Genomic DNA, 17,953 nt, shown 5'->3' with positions numbered 1-17,953 from the left:
CATCTAAAACACGCTCTTGAAGAAGCCAAGATCGGACAACTGCTTCGCGTTTTCGAACTTTACGGATACATCTGAAGTAAGGTTGTCTAGCCTTCCGGCCGTGATTGCCTCCAGCATGGTCTTGTAAGCTCGGGAACCCTTGAAATATTGCCCACCTTCTATCGCCTTCTTCACGAAGTCTTCTGTTTCACTAAAAAATTTGAAATGCAGCAGTGAGCCATAGATGGGAGAAAAGTTGCGGTGAAATGGCCATGGCTTGTGGATGCTAATGGTAAACGCGATATCATATTCCACGTAGAGCAGCGGGTATTTCATTAATTCATCGTAGTTCTCAGGATCATCCAGCAACCTGTCTCTCGGCCCTCCCATCATCGACATTGCCGAGTTGCTACGGAACAGCCGATACCCTTGCCGGTCGAAGGTATTGGCGATCTCCCAAGGCATGACGTCCGAGGAGCCGTCGAAGACCGCCGACTTGAGCGAGGCCGATGGATAACAATCGATCATCGGCGCCGGGCAGTGCAGCACGCCCTTTGCTTGCAATCCCGCAATTAACTCGGGCAGCTTTCTTGTCTCGCACTCGTCATAAATAAAGTACTCGTCGCAATCGACATTCATGTACCAGCGCCTGGACCCATGAATCCGGACAAGGGCCTCACGCCAAAGATTGCCCCCATTTGCCTGGCGATACCGGATACTCGAGCCAAAGAGATCGACATCATTCTCGTCGAGCAGTTTTTCTCGTGTACCATCTGTCGATTGGTCATCCACGCATAAAAATCGCGTTATTCCCAATTTGCGGTAATGGGCGAGGAAGGACGGCAGAAACTGAATGCTGTTATGCGTCAGAAAGATGAGCGGTATATCGTTCGGCCCAAGAGGCCGGATGTCACCTTTCCTGAGAGGCAATAACTGAACCGGATCGTGACGCTTCTTTACATTGAAATTGCGCCAACGCGTGACCAAGGACTGGGTTCGACTACTCGAGAAAGCGGCCGGACTGCCAGGATGGTATGGAAAGGGAATTTCCGGTCTTGGAAACAAGAAAGTTTGATGCCGTTTCAACAGGTGGTTCCGCCTTGCACGAGAGTCGGCTCTTCAGTGAGTGTGACCCCAGAAAGCCGACCGATTAAACTTGCGCGTGTGGAAGGTCAAGGGTGCCCCCATGAGCACCGGCGGCCAGCATTGCTGACGTGAAAGCCGGAATCAGCGCCGCAATTTGGCGGCAATGAGGGGTTTTCCTTTTCGGTATATGGTTTAAAACCCTACCCTGACTCTCAGAATATAAAGCGAGGCATTATGCAGAATGAACTTGATATCTACGTGGGATGGGATTCACGCGAACCGATCGCCTATGAGGTCGCCAAGAGCACTGTATTGAAACACGCGACCGTTCCTGTTCGAGTAATTCCGATCAAGTTGGAAGAGCTCGTGGAAAAAGGCGCATATACGCGTGATATCGACCCTCTCGCCTCGACCGAGTTCACCTATTCACGTTTCTTCACACCCTGGCTCGCCGGTTATAAGGGTTGGGCACTCTTCTGCGATTGTGATTTCCTGTTTTTCGGCGATGTGGCGAAACTGCTCGAATACCGGGATGAAACAAAAGCGGTGGTCTGCGTCAAGCACGACTATACGCCGAAGGAAGGCACGAAGATGGACGGCAAAGTCCAGACCAGCTATCCGCGCAAAAACTGGTCTTCGTTCATGCTATTCAATTGCGATCACCCGTCGACACGCCAACTCACCCCGGAACTCATCAATCGGGAGAGTGGTGCATACCTGCACCGGATGCAGTGGGCGCAAGACGACGAAATTGGCGAGGTTCCGGTTGAATGGAACTGGCTGGAAGGCTGGAACGAAAAGCCGGCGAACGGTTATCCAAATGCCGTCCACTTCACCAATGGCGGACCTTGGTTCAAGGATTGGCAAAATGTGGACTACGCCGACGAGTGGCGCGCGGCCGCCAGCGCGGTCGATCCGAATTGGAAAACGATTTGAATCGCCGACAGTCCGGATTTGCGATGGATAAACCGTGTTGCCCTTAACGGACACGCGGTTTATACGCCTAAGCGCGAAGCGACACGTCCGTATTCACCGCATTGAATCTGCTGAACGTCTGGTCTGTCCATAGTGGAAGGCCGGAGCCTTTAGAGACTTCGTGGTCAGCAGTGTAAAGTGGATATCCTCGATCGATCAGTACCTGCAATATCTGTTTGTCGGTACCTGCGTGCAAGCGTTTCAGATTGGCATCGTTATAAACGTGTCCTGACGAATCGGGGTTGATGCCACTGATGATCACAGCTTTGGCCCCGCTCAAAATGGCATAAAAGACTGCCGTGATCCCATTTGAGAACTTCATTTCATCGTCGATTTCGACATTGAGGCCTCCCATGACAGCCTCATACATTGCCATGCGCTTGAAGCGGTTGATCACCTTCACGTCGTCATAAGAATAGTTGAACGCGGCGAGCCCTTGTTTAAGCAGGTCCAAGCTTTTAGGCCAGCGTACGACGTAAAGGAGCCGTGTACATTTTCCGTCAAGCACCTTGCGGACGTGCAAAGCGTTGGTCGTTTGCCCCTCGACTTGGTTGAACTGCATGAAGGTCGCGTCCGGAATTTCAACGCCCCACTTGTCCAGAATGCTTTGCGAACCATTTACCGTGATCACATGAAACTGTGTGCCGAAGCCGGCGGGAACCGTCGAAACGGGTGCCGACCCCACGACGACGACTGGTCCCGCGAATGCCACCGGATGCGTGGGCGCACGGGGTCGCAAAATCCTGTAAATCACAGATCGCCGGATCTTGGTCAGGACTTCAAACCGAGGCAACCTCATAAAGCGCAGCCTTTCACAATGCGGTCTGAACATCCTCGCGCACAAAGGTGATGGTATGCGGATATACTGGTACGCCCAAGGGGAATCGAACCCCTGTTTGCGCCGTGAGAGGGCGCCGTCCTGACCGCTAGACGATGGGCGCGTCGCAGGTAGCTATGAGGGGGTATAATCAAGCGTACGGCAAAGTGCAATAATGATTTCTCATCAGCTTCCAACTGATCCCTCACTTCAATCAATTGCCAGCGGCTTCCGAAATTCGTGCCACCACGCGTTTGGTTGCAATATCATAGAGAAGGATTTGCCGGGTTCCGTCGGCCAATCTCGTTTCCAAAGAAAGAGTATTGTTCGCGAGATTGTGGGAAAGTATCCGCGTCCCTGGATCGAGCGTTATAGCCTCACCGGTCAGCGCCGCACCGAGTGGTTGTACAGGAACCTCGGAACGAACCGCCGTAACCACTTCAGGGACCGGCTGGCTAATCTTGTAGACAATAGCCGCCAGCACCGCCATAAGACCGATCACCATGATACCGATGGAAACAGCCAAAAGCCGGATCATCTTGCGCCGGACTCGTTCCATTGCCGGATCAAGGGGCTGTTCGTCCCCATCGATGTCCGGGTTGATGTTGGCCATATATAGTGTTCTCCGAGGTTTCAAACCAAGCCTCCTGTAACGAAGGGACCGAGGTTTTGAAAGAGCTAATTACCGATACTGATGCAAGCGGCAAGAGACTTGATGCCTGGCTTTCGGCGCAGCTGACGCCAGATCTTTCGCGCAATCGCATCCAATCGCTCATCAGCGGAGGCCAGGTCAGCATTGACGGTAAACCAATCCACGAGACCAAACACAAACTGCGCGAGGGTCTTCGCGTTACAATCGAGATTCCCGCGCCTGACAATGCGGTTCCCAAGGGCGAAGATATCGCACTCGACATCCTCTACGAGGACGCAGACCTCATCGTTATCAACAAACCTGCCGGCCTTGTGGTCCATCCCGGAAATGGCAATTGGACCGGTACCTTGGTCAATGCGTTGATCCACCACTGCGGCGATACACTGTCTGGCATCGGCGGCGTCAGGCGGCCCGGCATCGTACATCGCCTCGACAAGGAAACCAGCGGCATCATGGTCGTCGCCAAGAACGATCTCTCTCATCGCCATCTCAGCGCTCAGTTCGCTGATCATGGACGCACAAACGATCTGGAACGCGCATACCTCGCCATCGTATGGGGAACACCTGATCGAACAACCGGCACGATCGATGCTCCTCTTGGCAGATCACATCGAGATCGCACCAAGCAAGCTGTTGTCCAGGAAGAACGCGGGGACGCCCGTCACGCTGTTACGCATTTCGAGGTCAAGGAGCGATATGCCGCCAAGGAGGACGCAACTGCCCTTGCATCGCTCGTGGAGTGCCACTTGGAGACAGGCAGAACGCATCAAATCCGTGTCCACATGGCTCATACAGGCCACCCGCTGGTGGGCGATCTTGAATATGGCAGTGCTTACAAGACCAAAGCTAACAAGCTCGACGAACCCTTGCAAAGCATCGTTAAGGGATTCACTCGGCAGGCACTGCATGCACGGCTTCTTGCTTTCGAGCACCCGTCGACCGGCGAGGTCCTGCGGTTTGAAGCACCAGTACCGGAAGATATGGCCGAATTGATCAAGGCTTTTCAGGAAAGAACATGATATAGTTCGAATGACGGAACCTTTGGTGACGTCCGGAGTTCGTTAACATGAGCAAAACCTGACCGTATTGTTCACATTTATGTGACGGATTGTTTCGCTGCTTAATGCACCGTGTTTTTGACAAAATGATACCTATATATTGATAGGACTAATCTGTCCGCGCCAAGCTATTGGGTGGGCGGTCAATGCGGACCCGCCGACAATGGGGGTCTATTCCAAAATGAGGAGGGGTGCTCAGTGGCCCAAAATCTTCCAAGTATCTTAGGTGGTGACGGTGGATTGACCCGTTACCTAGAAGAAATTCGTCGCTTTCCGATGCTCGAACCGCAGGAAGAGTATATGCTCGCCAAGCGGTATCTGGAACACGCCGATCCGAAAGCTGCGCATAAGCTTGTCACAAGCCATCTGCGTCTCGTTGCCAAAATTGCAATGGGTTATCGCGGCTATGGCCTGCCGATCGGCGAAGTTATTTCCGAAGGAAACGTGGGGCTGATGCAGGCCGTAAAGCGCTTCGAACCGGAACGCGGCTTCCGTCTTGCCACATATGCGATGTGGTGGATCAAGGCTTCGATCCAGGAATATGTCCTGCGTTCGTGGAGCCTTGTCAAAATGGGCACTACCGCAAATCAGAAACGTCTGTTCTTTAACCTTCGTAAGGTGAAGAGCAAGATTCAAGCACTCGACGATGGTGATCTCAACCCTGAGCAGGTCAAAGAGATTGCCACACGTCTCAGTGTTTCTGAAGAAGAAGTGGTTTCGATGAACCGCCGCCTGTCTGGCGACGCGTCGTTGAATGCGCCAATTCGTTCGTCCGATGGTGAAGCCGGCGGCGATTGGCAGGATTGGCTTGTCGATGACCACGACAGCGCTGAAACGATGCTGATTGAACAGGACGAGCTGGAAAATCGCCGTGAAATGCTCACCGGGGCGATGTCGTCACTCAACGACCGCGAACGTCGTATCTTTCAGGCCCGGCGCCTTGCCGATGATCCTGTAACCCTGGAGGATCTTTCAACGGAGTTCGGCATCAGCCGCGAACGTGTTCGCCAGATCGAAGTTCGCGCATTTGAAAAAGTGCAGGACGCCGTTAAGGCGGCAGCTATCAGGCAGCAAAAGGCACTCGTTTCGACTGGTTCTGACGCGCGCTGAACTAGTTTGCCGGTTCAAAAAAGGCCGCCTAGGCGGCCTTTTTTTGCGTCTGCTTAGCCTCCGGCCTTCGCGGCCCAGGACTTTAAAACCTCATCAAACGCTTTCTCACCAGGTAAGCCCTTCTCAAGCGTAATCAGGGCGCGCCTACCTGTCTTATAGGCGATAGGTATGTCGATCCACGATTGGCGCCGTATCAGTGACATGTTGGTATCGACAGCTGTCTTTGCGTCGTTCATGGCAATGATGAAGAAATTGTCGGCGATCTTGGCCGGAATGGCGACAAGTGGGCTTCCCGGAGCTTGTTCGGTATCCTTGAAGGTCATGCGCGAGACATTATCGATCGATCCGCCTGGAAAGCCTTCCGGCACGGTAAATATCATCTCCACCAGATGACTCGCGGGAAGAGACTTATCCCCATTGCGCCGTATGATCATGCGCAAATTGATGCCCCGGTCGGGAATAGTGACATCAGCCTTTATGGCAGGCTCGGGTGGAAGATCATTACCAGGCGATTCTTGAACAACGGACCAGACTACACCGCCTGCATCGGCAGTCCCTGCATCCTGTCCGGAGCGTTCCTCATAAAAGAAAGCCTTCTGACCGATAGGCAGAGCTGCAGGTGGCTGTGTTAGGCCAGCGGCTTGCTGCTGACCTTGCGCTTTAGGTGGCTGGGCCGGCTGATCCGGTGTCGACGCGGCAACAGAAGTACCCTCTCCCAGTGAAGGAGTGTCATTCGCAGGGCCCGGGTTGATTTCTTGGCCGTCCGGGAGGAGACGTTGAGTAAGCTTTGGCTCGGGCTTCGGCTCTGCGGTCTCAGGCGTGGGCGATTGGCCGGGCGTAGGCTGAGCCGGTTTGGCGGGCTGCGCTGGAGTAGCTGGCTCGTTCGTCGCGGTCGTAGCCGGCGCCGTATCCCTGTTTGTCAGATTGGCCAGGTAGGTTTTAAAGGCAGTCGCTTCTTGAGCAATTCGGTCACGATAGTTCCAGCCCGCATAACCGGCGCCAGCAATGATTAGGATCAAGGCTGCTACACCGAGCAGAGGCACCAACGAACGCCGATGCGCCGGCCGTTTAAGGGGCCCGCGCGTGTAGACACCATAATCACCTGAGGAACGGTCCTCGGTTGCGATGCCCAGATCATCATCCTGCTCCTCAGGACCCCGCCCTGAATTGACGGATGATCTGGTTGCCGGAAAGTCGTCATGATTGTCTTGGACTTTGGTATCGCCACGTGTTGACCCGCTCGCGTCGTGACTTGACAGAAAATCTTCCAGAGCATCCGGCTGAGCCTCAACTTTGGTAAAGGGCGGCGCAACAGATTTGGTCGAGGCAGCGGGCGCCGAAGTTATCGATACCGATGTTGGTGCTGGAATGGGTGGAGGCGACGGAACCGGAGCGGGTTCGGGTATTCTATCCTCAACTGCTGGCGCAAAATCGGATTCGACTTCAGCAATGGCGTCCTCAAGCGCCTTTATCTGACGTGTGGCCACGGCCTCTGGAGCATTCAGCGTTACAAGTTTTTGCTCGATCGTTGCACGAGCTTTCGCATACACACGTTGCCGCAGCGCCGGTGTTGGGTCTGCCAGCCCGTCAATTGTCTTTCTCAGTACCGCAACGAAATCTGCCATTCACCCAAACCCATGGTTTTGTTGTGAGATTATCTCCAGGACGTGCTCCTGACTCTAATCATGAAACGGGTCAGTAACAAGTATCGTATCGTCGCGTTCGGGGCTGGTGGACAGAAGCGCGATTGGCGCACCGATCAACTCTTCCACATAACGCACGTACTTGATCGCTTGCGCCGGGAGTTCGCTCCAGCTGCGGGCACCTGCCGTGGTCCCTTTCCAACCTTCCAGAGTCTCGTAGATCGGCGTCACCCTCGCCTGCTGGCCCTGACCCGCAGGAAGATAGTCGATCACGTCACCATCGAGCTCGTACCCGGTACAGACCTTGATCTCATCGAGCCCGTCTAACACGTCAAGCTTGGTCAAAGCGATACCACTGATGCCGTTATTGGCAACAGCTTGGCGGACCAGAACAGCATCGAACCAACCGCAGCGGCGCTTGCGCCCTGTAACGGTCCCAAATTCATGGCCGCGTTCGCCGAGAAATTGTCCGACTTCATTTTGTTGTTCCGTCGGGAAAGGGCCCTCGCCGACGCGCGTCGTATAAGCCTTGGTGATACCAAGAACATAGTGCAGTGATCCTGGGCCGATCCCGGATCCGGCTGACGCCTGTCCCGCAACCGTGTTCGATGACGTCACGAATGGGTAGGTGCCGTGGTCGATATCAAGGAGGGTCCCCTGCGCGCCTTCAAAGAGGATGCGTTCACCGGCTCGTTTCTTCTGGTCGAGCACATACCAAACCCTATCCATAAATGGCAAGATATGTGGTGCAGCTTCATTGAGTTCAGCAAGCAATCTTGCGCCGTCGACTTCCTCTATGCCGAGACCGCGTCTCAGGGGATTGTGATGCGCAAGCAAGCGTTCGATCTTGGCAGGCAGCGTGTCCGGATCAGCAAGATCGAGGACATGGATTGCGCGGCGGCCCACCTTGTCTTCGTAGGCCGGTCCGATGCCACGGCCCGTAGTTCCGATCTTTGTACCCGAGTTGGAAGCTTCGCGTCTGCGATCGAGCTCGCCGTGAATTGAAAGAATTAGCGTCGTGTTTTCGGCAATTTTCAGCGTTTCGGGCGTAATAACAACGCCCTGAGCTTCAAGTTTCTTCTTTTCAGCGATGAATGCGTGTGGATCGAATACAACGCCATTGCCGATGATTGAAAGCTTGCCGTGGCGCACGACGCCCGATGGCAGGAGCGACAATTTATAGGTCACACCATCAACCACAAGCGTATGCCCCGCATTGTGACCGCCCTGAAAGCGAACAATGACATCAGCGCGTTCTGAAAGCCAATCGACGATCTTACCCTTGCCCTCATCACCCCACTGGGAACCGATCACAACAACATTTGCCATCCAAAACTCCTCAATCATAATCTCGTAGTGCTTATGCTCGACTACCTCTCGGATGCAGCAACAACACCTTAATGGCGCACAATCCTTCGAAAAACCGATTCTCGTTTGAGGTTATGCGCTAAATGCGGTGCTTCTATACAGGCTGGTTTATAAAAGCGCGACAATTCTTTCGATTGCCAACCGACCAATTTGGCTCTATCGCGCAATTAAACCTGTTGTCTCGATGATTCATGCGGGATGATCAATTGTCGGCGACAGAGCTATGAACCGCACCGCTTACGTTTTTCTTTTGACGACCGCCCTGTTATGGGGCGGCAATGCTGTTGCGGGCAAATTCGCCGTTGGTCATATTTCGCCGATGCTTCTGACACTGTTGCGCTGGCTGCTTGCCTTCCTTTTTATAGGCGCTTTCAGCTTGAAACAGGTTCGGCGGGACTGGAAACAGTTGCGACCAAATCTACCCATGCTGGCCGCACTAGGCGCTTTCGGCTTCACATTTTTCAACATGGCTCTCTACAGCGCACTAAATTATACCTCTGCAATCAATGTCACGATCGAGCAAGCCGGCATACCGATGGTAATTTTCGTGGCAAATTTAACGTTGTTTGGGACACGTGTACAACCAGGACAGATTTTTGGGTTTAGCCTTTCACTTGTTGGAGTCGCCTTGACAGCAGGCCATGGAAGTTTCGCACGTTTGGCTAGCCTCGACGTCAATTTTGGCGACGTGCTGATGCTTCTCGCGGTACTTCTCTATAGTGGCTACACCGTCGCGCTACGCTTTAGACCAAGCATCAATTGGCAAAGCCTCATGACGGTAATGACTTTTTTTGCTTTTGTTACGGCCATTCCGTTCACGATTTGGGAATGGCAGAATGGGACGATGATCCCGCCCGACCCCACAGGAACGATGGTTGTCCTTTATACCGCCGTCTTTCCTTCGCTCGCGGCACAGGTACTCTTCATCAAGGGCGTCGAATACATCGGCGCGAACCGCGCTGGCTTATTCATCAATGCAGTTCCGATTTTTGGAACATTGCTCGCAGTTGCATTGCTGGGCGAGGACTTCCAAATCTATCACGGCGTAGCGCTGGTCCTTGTGCTGGGTGGAATCTGGATAGCCGAACTCAGCGGACGCAAGCATGCCGGTACTAGCGAAGCTGGAGCAGCATGAAACAGGCGTCATCAGAATAGGTTGCAAGCTTTTCAACTAGTTCCGGTCGATCAACAGTCTCAAATCCGTGTCTATGCCAGAAAATCGATGATCCATTGACTGCAACGAGCGAGATCGTTTGGCAGCCGAGCTGTCTGGCGTGGTCGATCACCGTTTGCACAATTTCACTTGCAGCGCCACTGCCGCGCGCCGCATTCACCAACGCTATGTCATGGATATAGTAATTGTCTGACCACTCCGGCAAAGCGACGAGCACAGTATTCAGAGGCGGAATGTCAAAGCTTTTCCACGGGTGAGTGATCGCGTAACCAAGCGTGGTTGCCCCATTCTCAAAAACATATGCACCTTGCCCGTGCAACGAAAAACGATTGGAAAAAACCGCGTCATCTTCCGGAAAATCGGGATGAACCTCAGCCGCAACCGTGCTGACAGAAGCAAGATCGATTGCTTCCATCAAACGCCAGCGCGGTACATTTTCGACGGACTTCATAGCCGGGGCCATATGATCATCCGATGTCGAATTCCAACGGTTTTGCGGAAACGATCGCCTTGTTAACGCGCAATTCCTCCAGAACATGGTCCGGAATCCGTTCGTCAAGATAGAGCATTGCAATTGCGTTTCCACCGGGATTGTCACGACCAAGCGAGAAGTTCGCGATATTGACATTGTTGTTGCCGCAGATAGTACCGAGCAAGCCAATCATTCCCGGCGTATCATTATTGGTTGTGTAGAGCATATGCTGACCGACTTCGGCATCGAGATTGATACCCTTGATCTGGATGAAACGTGGCTTGCCATCCGAGAAACAGGTGCCGGCAATTGACCGCGTCAACGATGCAGTCTTCACGGTGAGCTTTATATAACCATCGAATACGCCGGATTTATCACGCCTTACCTCGGAAAGCACGATACCACGCTCCTTCACCATGACCGGCGCCGAGACCATGTTCACATCGGCCACCTGAGGGCGGATAAGGCCGGCCAGAGCAGCGCTTACCAGCGCGCGCGTATTCATTGCAGCCGTGGAGCCATCGAACAGAACCTCCACTTCCTGGATGGGATCTTCAGTGACCTGGCCAACAAACGCTCCGAGCACCTCTGCTAGCTTGACGAATGGCCTCAATCGCGGCGCTTCTTCTGCAGTAATGGATGGCATATTGATCGCGTTCGAGACAGCACCCTTTATCAAATAGTCCGACATCTGTTCGGCCACCTGCAGCGCGACATTTTCCTGTGCCTCGCTGGTAGAAGCACCAAGATGCGGCGTGCAGACAACGTTGGGAAGATGGAACAATTCGTTCTCGGTAGCAGGTTCCACCTCGAATACATCAATGCCAGCGCCGGCCACCTTGCCGGACTTCAGTGCGGCAATGAGGTCCTTCTCGACGATCAGGCCGCCGCGGGCGCAATTGATGATACGCACGCCATCCTTCATCTTTGCGATATTCTCTGCATTGATGATGCCGCGTGTCTTGTCGGTCATCGGCGTATGCAGGGTTATGAAATCGGCGCGCGCCAGCAGCTCATCTAGTTCGACTTTCTCAACGCCCAGCTCTTCAGCACGGCCTTCCGAAAGGAAGGGATCGAAGGCAACCACATGCATTTTGAGGCCGACACCACGTGCGGCGACGATGGACCCGATATTACCACAACCGACGATCCCAAGCGTCTTGCCCGTGATCTCGATACCCATAAAGCGGTTCTTTTCCCATTTGCCTGCGCGCGTGGAAGCATCGGCCTCGGGCAATTCGCGCGCGACTGCAAACATCAAGGCAACGGCATGCTCGGCCGTCGTTATAGAGTTACCGAATGGTGTGTTCATCACGATAATGCCGCGCCGTGAGGCGGCTGGAATATCGACATTGTCAACACCAATGCCTGCCCGCCCGACAACCTTCAGATTCTTTGCGGCAGCAATCAACTTCTCCGTGACCTTGGTCGCAGAGCGGATAGCAAGACCATCATACTGGCCGATCACTTCGAGCAGTTTTTCCTTATCCGGGCCGAGGTCTGGAAGATAGTCGACTTCGACACCGCGGTCCTTGAATATCTGGACCGCCGTAGGGGAGAGTTTATCGGATACGAGTACACGTGGTGCCATCATGGCCTCCATCAATGGGAACTGGCGTTAAATTGGAATGATGCAATTGATGACGGCCGCAATGCTGCGGCCGCATCGGCCGGAATTCAGGCTGCCTGTTTCAGAGCGGCTTTTTGCGACTGGAAAGCCCAGTCGAGCCAAAGCGTCAAAGCTTCAAGGTCAGCCGCCTCGACAGTGGCACCCGCCCAAATGCGTAGGCCCGACGGCGCATCGCGATAGGCGCCGATGTCATAGGCGACGCCCTCTTTCTCCAGCACCGCCACAAGGTTCTTGGCGAAATTTGCCTGGGCTTCTGCATCAAGAGCGATAATATCCGGGTCGACGATCGTCAGGCAGACAGAGGTGTTGGATCGCGTTGCCGAAACTCTCGCGAGATTGGCAATCCATGGCGTCCGCTCGACAAAAGCATCTAGAACAGCAGAATTTCGGTCTGCACGGCCAACTAGTCCATCAAGCCCCCCGATGGACTTCGCCCAGGCCAATGCATCAAGGTAATCTTCAACGCATAGCATCGAGGGCGTATTGATTGTCTCGCCAGCGAAGATGCCTTCGATCAGCTTGCCGCCCGAGGTGAGCCGGAAGATCTTGGGCAAAGGCCACGCGGGCTTATAACTGAGCAGCCGTTCAACCGCGCGGGGACTGAGGATCAACATGCCATGCGCGCCTTCGCCGCCAAGCACTTTCTGCCAGGAGAACGTTACAACGTCGAGCTTGTCAAAATCCAGTCGCTGCGCAAAGGCCGCCGACGTCGCATCGCAGATGGTAAGCCCTTTGCGGTCAGCGGGAATGAAATCGCCATTCGGTACCCGGACGCCGGAAGTCGTGCCGTTCCATGTGAAGACGACGTCCCGGTCGAAATCGACCTTGGAAAGGTCCGGTAGCTCGCCATATCCTGCTTCAATGGTGCGGGCGTCGCCAAGTTTAAGCTGCTTGATAACATCCGTTACCCAGCCGGAGCCGAAGCTCTCCCACGCGACCATATCGACGCCGCGCTCGCCAAGCAGCGACCAGAGTGCCATTTCGACAGCGCCAGTGTCCGAAGCCGGTACAATTCCGATGCGGTAGTCCGCCGGGACCTGTAGAATTTCACGGGTAAGATCTATCGCCTGCTTGAGCTTGGTCTTACCAACCTTGGCGCGATGCGAGCGGCCGAGCGGCGCATCGGAAAGCGCGTCGAGCGACCATCCGGGACGTTTTGCACAGGGACCTGATGAAAAATTAGGATTAGCCGGGCGCTGCGCCGGCTTTGATAGCGTCGTCATGTTTTCTCCTATCCTTACAGATAGCTCGCCTCTCGTTGGGGAGAGGTGGCCCACTCCGGGAACTAGGAGAAATGTCGTTGGCAGTCAAGAAATATGTTTGTGCGCGACATCAAAATCGCGCGGAACAATCGATGGGCATTCCAACAAAACACAAACGAAAACGGCAGGAGAGATCTCCTGCCGTGCGAATTCCTCTGAATAATCAATCAGAACGCGTAGCGCACACCAACCTTGAAGTCATGCGACGTAATGTCTTTGAATTTGAACGGTTCCGGGTTGGGCCGCGTTTGCGAGGGGATGAAGTTGGATGCATTAGCTGTCTGACCGTCTCCAAGATCCAGGTAGCTGTAACCGAGATCGATGGTCATGCGATCAGTCGCCTTGATGCCCACACCGGCGTGCAGTGCCCATGCAAATTCCCACTGGGAGTCGGAACCGGCAAAGCCACCGCCGCCCGTGATTGCATTGTTATCGGTAAAATTCGAAATTGTGTTTCGCGATGCACCGATACCTGCACCTACGTAAGGTGTGAGGCCGGCGTAAGTACCAAGATCGGTATAGGCGTTGGCCAAAAACAACCATTCTGACTTCTTCGCGTGATATTCGTTCGTTGCCTCATCGCCATTGTCCGGAATGCCGTCCGTGTCATAAAAGTCCAAGGCGCTAAACTCGGTCTTACCACGATACTGGCCAGTGACATCCGCACGTAGCCAATCGTTGAACTGATATCCGACACCTATCTGACCGGTTATGCCGGCGTCGAAATCTCCCTCATCGTGCCAGCCGTGAACAGCAGGATCCGCGAAGCCTACATAATCCAGCCCGTCGAATTGCTGGTTGCTCATGCCGATGTCGCCGCGCAAGTACCATCCGCCGAACTGTTGGACTTCCACTACCTGCGGATCCTGTATGTCGGCCGAATATGCCGGGACAGCACCCAGGCACAGAAGTGCTGCGCTCATGGCAGCATGTTTAGTGAAAGTGCTCATTTTCGTTTCCCTCACGAAGCCCAATGATTGGAGTGCAGCGAATGCTACTAAGGTGTTAGAAACCAATATGAGGGGGAAAAGTTAAATCTCGCTTAACCGTGTTTCTTCACCATATCCATTAACGTTAATGAATCGGAAACAACGCCGGTTGCTATCTAAACAACAAATGGGCCAGCGGGCCCATTTTGTATTCGTATGTAGTATACTGTTCTATGCAGCCGAAGAAATCACCGAAATGATATCGTTGACGACGGTCTCGACAAGTTTGCGGTCATCGCCTTCTGCCATGACGCGTATTAAAGGTTCCGTTCCGGACGGCCGAATTACAAGACGACCGGCATTGCCCAGACGATCACGAGCCTCATCGATGGCGCTCTTTACCTTCTTGTTCTCCAGCGGCTTCGTGCCAGTTGTACGAACGTTTTTCAACAATTGCGGCACGGGATCGAATTTACGGCAGACCTCGCTCACCGGCCTGTTCTGTTCTTGGACCACCGCAAGAATCTGTAGGGCCGATACTAGGCCATCGCCAGTTGTGGAAAAATCTGACAACACGATATGGCCGGACTGTTCGCCGCCAATATTGAAACCATGACTGCGCATGTGCTCAACTACATATCGATCACCTACCTGCGTGCGTGCCAGCGTCAAACCACGATCGACCAGGAAGCGCTCAAAGCCGAGATTGGACATGATTGTCGCAACCACGCCGCCACCGACCAGGCGGTTTGACTCTTGCCAGGATTGGGCGATGACGGCCATGAGCTGGTCCCCATCGATGATGGCACCATTCTCATCGACTATCAGCACGCGGTCGGCATCGCCATCAAGGGCAATGCCGATATCGGCTCTGACTTCATGCACTTTCTTGATCAAGCCTAACGGATGAGTTGAGCCGCAATCCTCGTTGATGTTCGTGCCATTGGGCTCGTTGTTGATCGTAACGACGTCTGCGCCCAGCTCCCACAATGCTGCGGGTGCAACCTTGTATGCCGCTCCGTTGGCGCAATCGACGACAATCCGCAAACCCGCCAGCGAGATGTTCTTTGGCATCGTCCGCTTAGCAAATTCAATATAGCGATAGATATCGCCGTCAACACGCTTGGCCCGGCCAAGTGCATCGAAACTGGACAGCCGATCTGTCAAATTCTCTTCCATCAATCGTTCAATTTCGAGCTCGATCTCGTCGGAGAGTTTGAAACCATCCGGGCCAAACAGCTTGATACCATTATCGTGGTAAGGATTGTGCGACGCTGAAATCATCACGCCAATGTCCGCGCGCAACGACCTGCAGAGCATGGCGACAGCCGGCGTCGGAATCGGGCCGAGGAGAAACACGTCCATACCTGTCGAGGTAAACCCGGCCACAAGCGCCGTCTCGATCATATAACCCGAAAGCCGTGTATCCTTTCCGATCACGACGCGATTGCGATGTTGGCCGCGCTTGAATGCAAGGCCGACAGCCATACCCACCTTCATTGCGATATCTGGCGTCATCGGATAGGCGTTTGCCTGCCCGCGAATACCATCTGTCCCAAAATATTTGCGAACCATTTTATTGTCCAATGCTTGGGGCTCTGGTTTTATCATATGGCCAAGAGTAGCCCGCGTTTGCTCGTGCTCGATCTCCGCTTATTGCAGAAGACCATCGATTTCGCATCTCACAATTTGTGTGGTGATTATACTTGACGCAAATGAATGAACAATTCGTACAAACGGCCGGTTTTCACCGGCCGTTTGTATAAGTTGGGTTACCCCATTCAGGACGTTGGCTGAGGCTCCAAACCCTTGTCCGGTTCATCCCCCTTGCGTGGTTTCTTGGCACCAGCCTTAGGGACAGCCGAACCGCGTGACGGCGGAGTATCATCGCCGAGATCACGAGCAGGCTTGTTACCAGCCATCAACGCTTTGATCTCTTCGCCAGTAAGCGTCTCGTATTCAAGCAGCCCTTCCGCGATGGCGATCCATTCCTTCTTCTTCTTGGTCAGGATCGTACGGGCATGGGTATAGGCATCGTCGATCAGTTTGCGCACTTCTGCATCGATCAATTGTGCCGTCTCTTCCGAAACGTTCTGCGTGCGTGCAACGGAGTGCCCGAGGAAGACTTCCTCCTGATTCTCGCCATAGGCGACTTGGCCGAGCTTGTCCGAGAAGCCCCATCGCGTAACCATGGCGCGTGCGAGCTTGGTTGCCTGCTCGATATCGGAGGAAGCACCCGATGTGATGTTTTCCTTACCGAACTTCAGCTCTTCGGCAATGCGGCCACCCATCATGATGGCCAGCCGGGAAATCATCCACTTGTAGCTCATCGAGTAGCGATCACCTTCAGGCAATTGCATGACCATGCCGAGGGCACGGCCGCGCGGGATGATCGTCGCCTTGTGCAAGGGATCGGCCACCTCGACGTTTAGGGCGACAATGGCGTGGCCCGCTTCATGATAGGCGGTAAGTTCCTTTTCCGCCTGGGTCATGGCGGTCGAGCGACGCTCTGCACCCATCATGATCTTGTCTTTGGCGTCTTCGAATTCAAGCATCGTGACAAGGCGCTTGTTTCGGCGCGCCGCCATCAAGGCAGCCTCGTTGACGAGATTCATAAGGTCGGCGCCGGAGAAGCCCGGGGTACCACGAGCTAGCACCTTCAGATCGACATTCGGTGCCAAGGGCACATTGCGTGCATGCACCTTTAGGATTTTTTCGCGACCCGTAACATCCGGGTTTGGCACGACGACCTGACGGTCGAAGCGGCCCGGACGCAATAGCGCCGGATCAAGCACGTCCGGGCGGTTGGTTGCAGCAATAAGGATAACGCCCTCGTTGGCTTCAAAACCATCCATCTCAACCAGCAACTGGTTGAGGGTCTGTTCGCGTTCGTCATTACCGCCGCCTAGGCCAGCGCCACGATGACGGCCAACCGCGTCGATTTCATCGATGAAGATGATGCATGGCGCATTCTTCTTCGCCTGTTCGAACATGTCGCGAACACGCGACGCGCCGACGCCGACGAACATTTCAACGAAGTCTGAACCGGAGATGGTGAAAAAAGGCACATTTGCTTCGCCAGCAATTGCGCGCGCGAGCAATGTCTTACCGGTACCGGGAGGGCCAACCAACAGCACTCCGCGTGGGATACGTCCGCCGAGCCGCTGGAATTTCTGTGCATCGCGCAGGAACTCGACGATTTCCTCAAGATCTTCCTTGGCTTCATCAACGCCAGCGACGTCCTGGAACGTCACACGTCCATGCGCCTCGGTGAGAAGCTTGGCTTTGGACTTGCCAAAGCCCATGGCGCCGCGTGAACCCCCTTGCATCTGACGCATGAAGAATATCCACACACCGAGAATGAGGATCATCGGCAGCCAGGAAATCAGCATGCCAACGAGCGATGTCGAACCATCGGATTCAGGCCGCGCGGCAATCTGAACACTCTTGCTTTCGAGGCGACCGACAAGACCAGCATCCCCCGGTGAATAGGTCTGGAAGCTTGCGCCATTGTCGGAATAGGTACCGGTGATACGGTTGCCCGCGATCGTCACCGATTTTACTCGGCCGCTGTTCACGTCATTGATGAACTGCGAATAAGGTACATCGCTCGACGCCGAACGAGAGCTTGGACTTTGGAAAAGGTTGAACAACGCAATTAGAAGCAAGGCGATAATCGCCCACAGCGCGAAGTTCCTGTAGTTAGGATTCATATCGGGTCCCATCAAAACATCACCGCAAGGACGCGGAATTTATACGTAACATAGGTTCGAAGCATGTCCTTGCCAAGGCTGGCGT

At 54.1% G+C, this 17,953-nt stretch carries 15 protein-coding genes and 1 tRNA gene; 4 read left to right on the top strand and 12 right to left on the bottom strand.

Going from position 1 to position 17,953, the window contains the following annotated elements:
- Positions 1–3 precede the first annotated feature (3 nt).
- Entirely contained in the window at positions 4–966 is a 963-nt protein-coding gene (locus tag N8E88_RS20895) for a glycosyltransferase family 2 protein (protein ID WP_262295328.1), read from the bottom strand.
- 333 nt (positions 967–1,299) lie between these two features.
- Here N8E88_RS20895 and N8E88_RS20890 point away from each other — a divergent pair, with 333 nt between their 5' ends.
- Positions 1,300–2,001 carry a glycosyltransferase gene (locus N8E88_RS20890; RefSeq protein WP_262295327.1) on the top strand — a complete coding sequence of 234 codons (702 nt, stop codon included), beginning with the start codon at positions 1,300–1,302 and terminating at the stop codon, positions 1,999–2,001.
- 67 nt (positions 2,002–2,068) lie between these two features.
- Here N8E88_RS20890 and N8E88_RS20885 read toward each other — a convergent pair whose 3' ends face one another.
- From N8E88_RS20885 to N8E88_RS20875, 3 genes are all read right to left on the bottom strand, one after another.
- Positions 2,069–2,839, bottom strand: a complete 771-nt coding sequence (locus N8E88_RS20885) for a membrane-anchored protein (RefSeq protein ID WP_262295326.1) — start codon at positions 2,837–2,839, stop codon at positions 2,069–2,071.
- Positions 2,840–2,906: 67 nt separating this feature from the next.
- Positions 2,907–2,981 (bottom strand) — tRNA-Glu (locus tag N8E88_RS20880).
- Between the two features lie 90 nt (positions 2,982–3,071).
- Positions 3,072–3,470, bottom strand: a complete 399-nt coding sequence (locus tag N8E88_RS20875) for a fimbrial protein (protein WP_262295325.1) — start codon at positions 3,468–3,470, stop codon at positions 3,072–3,074.
- Positions 3,471–3,526: 56 nt separating this feature from the next.
- Between N8E88_RS20875 and N8E88_RS20870 the strand changes: the two genes are divergently transcribed.
- Entirely contained in the window at positions 3,527–4,528 is a 1,002-nt protein-coding gene (locus N8E88_RS20870) for an RluA family pseudouridine synthase (RefSeq protein WP_262295324.1), read from the top strand.
- A gap of 237 nt (positions 4,529–4,765) precedes the next feature.
- Complete coding sequence (gene rpoH / locus N8E88_RS20865; protein WP_209999339.1) at positions 4,766–5,677, top strand: RNA polymerase sigma factor RpoH; 912 nt, start codon at positions 4,766–4,768, stop codon at positions 5,675–5,677.
- Between the two features lie 53 nt (positions 5,678–5,730).
- On the opposite strand, the gene N8E88_RS20860 is transcribed toward rpoH, so the two are convergent.
- Together N8E88_RS20860 and N8E88_RS20855 are read right to left on the bottom strand one after the other, a co-directional pair.
- On the bottom strand, positions 5,731–7,302 hold the full coding sequence (locus N8E88_RS20860) for a transcriptional regulator (protein WP_262295323.1): 1,572 nt from the start codon (positions 7,300–7,302) through the stop codon (positions 5,731–5,733).
- Between the two features lie 54 nt (positions 7,303–7,356).
- Positions 7,357–8,649: an adenylosuccinate synthase gene (locus tag N8E88_RS20855; protein ID WP_262295322.1), complete on the bottom strand. Its 1,293-nt coding sequence runs from the start codon at positions 8,647–8,649 to the stop codon at positions 7,357–7,359.
- A gap of 262 nt (positions 8,650–8,911) precedes the next feature.
- On the opposite strand from N8E88_RS20855, the gene N8E88_RS20850 reads away from it, so the two are divergent.
- Positions 8,912–9,823: a DMT family transporter gene (locus N8E88_RS20850; protein WP_262295321.1), complete on the top strand. Its 912-nt coding sequence runs from the start codon at positions 8,912–8,914 to the stop codon at positions 9,821–9,823.
- On the opposite strand, the gene N8E88_RS20845 is transcribed toward N8E88_RS20850, so the two are convergent.
- The 6 genes from N8E88_RS20845 to ftsH form a co-directional block, all read right to left on the bottom strand.
- On the bottom strand, positions 9,801–10,277 hold the full coding sequence (locus N8E88_RS20845; RefSeq protein ID WP_262295320.1) for a GNAT family N-acetyltransferase: 477 nt from the start codon (positions 10,275–10,277) through the stop codon (positions 9,801–9,803). The genes N8E88_RS20850 and N8E88_RS20845 overlap by 23 nt on opposite strands.
- A 52-nt stretch (positions 10,278–10,329) precedes the next feature.
- On the bottom strand, positions 10,330–11,925 hold the full coding sequence (gene serA, locus N8E88_RS20840; protein ID WP_262295555.1) for a phosphoglycerate dehydrogenase: 1,596 nt from the start codon (positions 11,923–11,925) through the stop codon (positions 10,330–10,332).
- A gap of 86 nt (positions 11,926–12,011) precedes the next feature.
- Positions 12,012–13,187 (bottom strand): phosphoserine transaminase, encoded by a 1,176-nt coding sequence (locus N8E88_RS20835; RefSeq protein WP_262295319.1) that lies wholly within the window; start codon positions 13,185–13,187, stop codon positions 12,012–12,014.
- Between the two features lie 206 nt (positions 13,188–13,393).
- Positions 13,394–14,176 carry an outer membrane protein gene (locus tag N8E88_RS20830; protein ID WP_262295318.1) on the bottom strand — a complete coding sequence of 261 codons (783 nt, stop codon included), beginning with the start codon at positions 14,174–14,176 and terminating at the stop codon, positions 13,394–13,396.
- Between the two features lie 210 nt (positions 14,177–14,386).
- Positions 14,387–15,730 (bottom strand): phosphoglucosamine mutase, encoded by a 1,344-nt coding sequence (gene glmM / locus N8E88_RS20825; RefSeq protein WP_262295317.1) that lies wholly within the window; start codon positions 15,728–15,730, stop codon positions 14,387–14,389.
- 206 nt (positions 15,731–15,936) lie between these two features.
- Positions 15,937–17,868 carry an ATP-dependent zinc metalloprotease FtsH gene (gene ftsH / locus N8E88_RS20820; RefSeq protein WP_114431678.1) on the bottom strand — a complete coding sequence of 644 codons (1,932 nt, stop codon included), beginning with the start codon at positions 17,866–17,868 and terminating at the stop codon, positions 15,937–15,939.
- Between the last annotated feature and the right edge of the window lie 85 nt (positions 17,869–17,953).

The sequence above is a fragment of the Phyllobacterium zundukense genome, assembly GCF_025452195.1.
GTDB lineage: Bacteria > Pseudomonadota > Alphaproteobacteria > Rhizobiales > Rhizobiaceae > Phyllobacterium > Phyllobacterium zundukense_A.
Note: the sequence above shows the minus strand (reverse complement) of the source record. Positions and strands in the feature narration are given on the sequence as shown.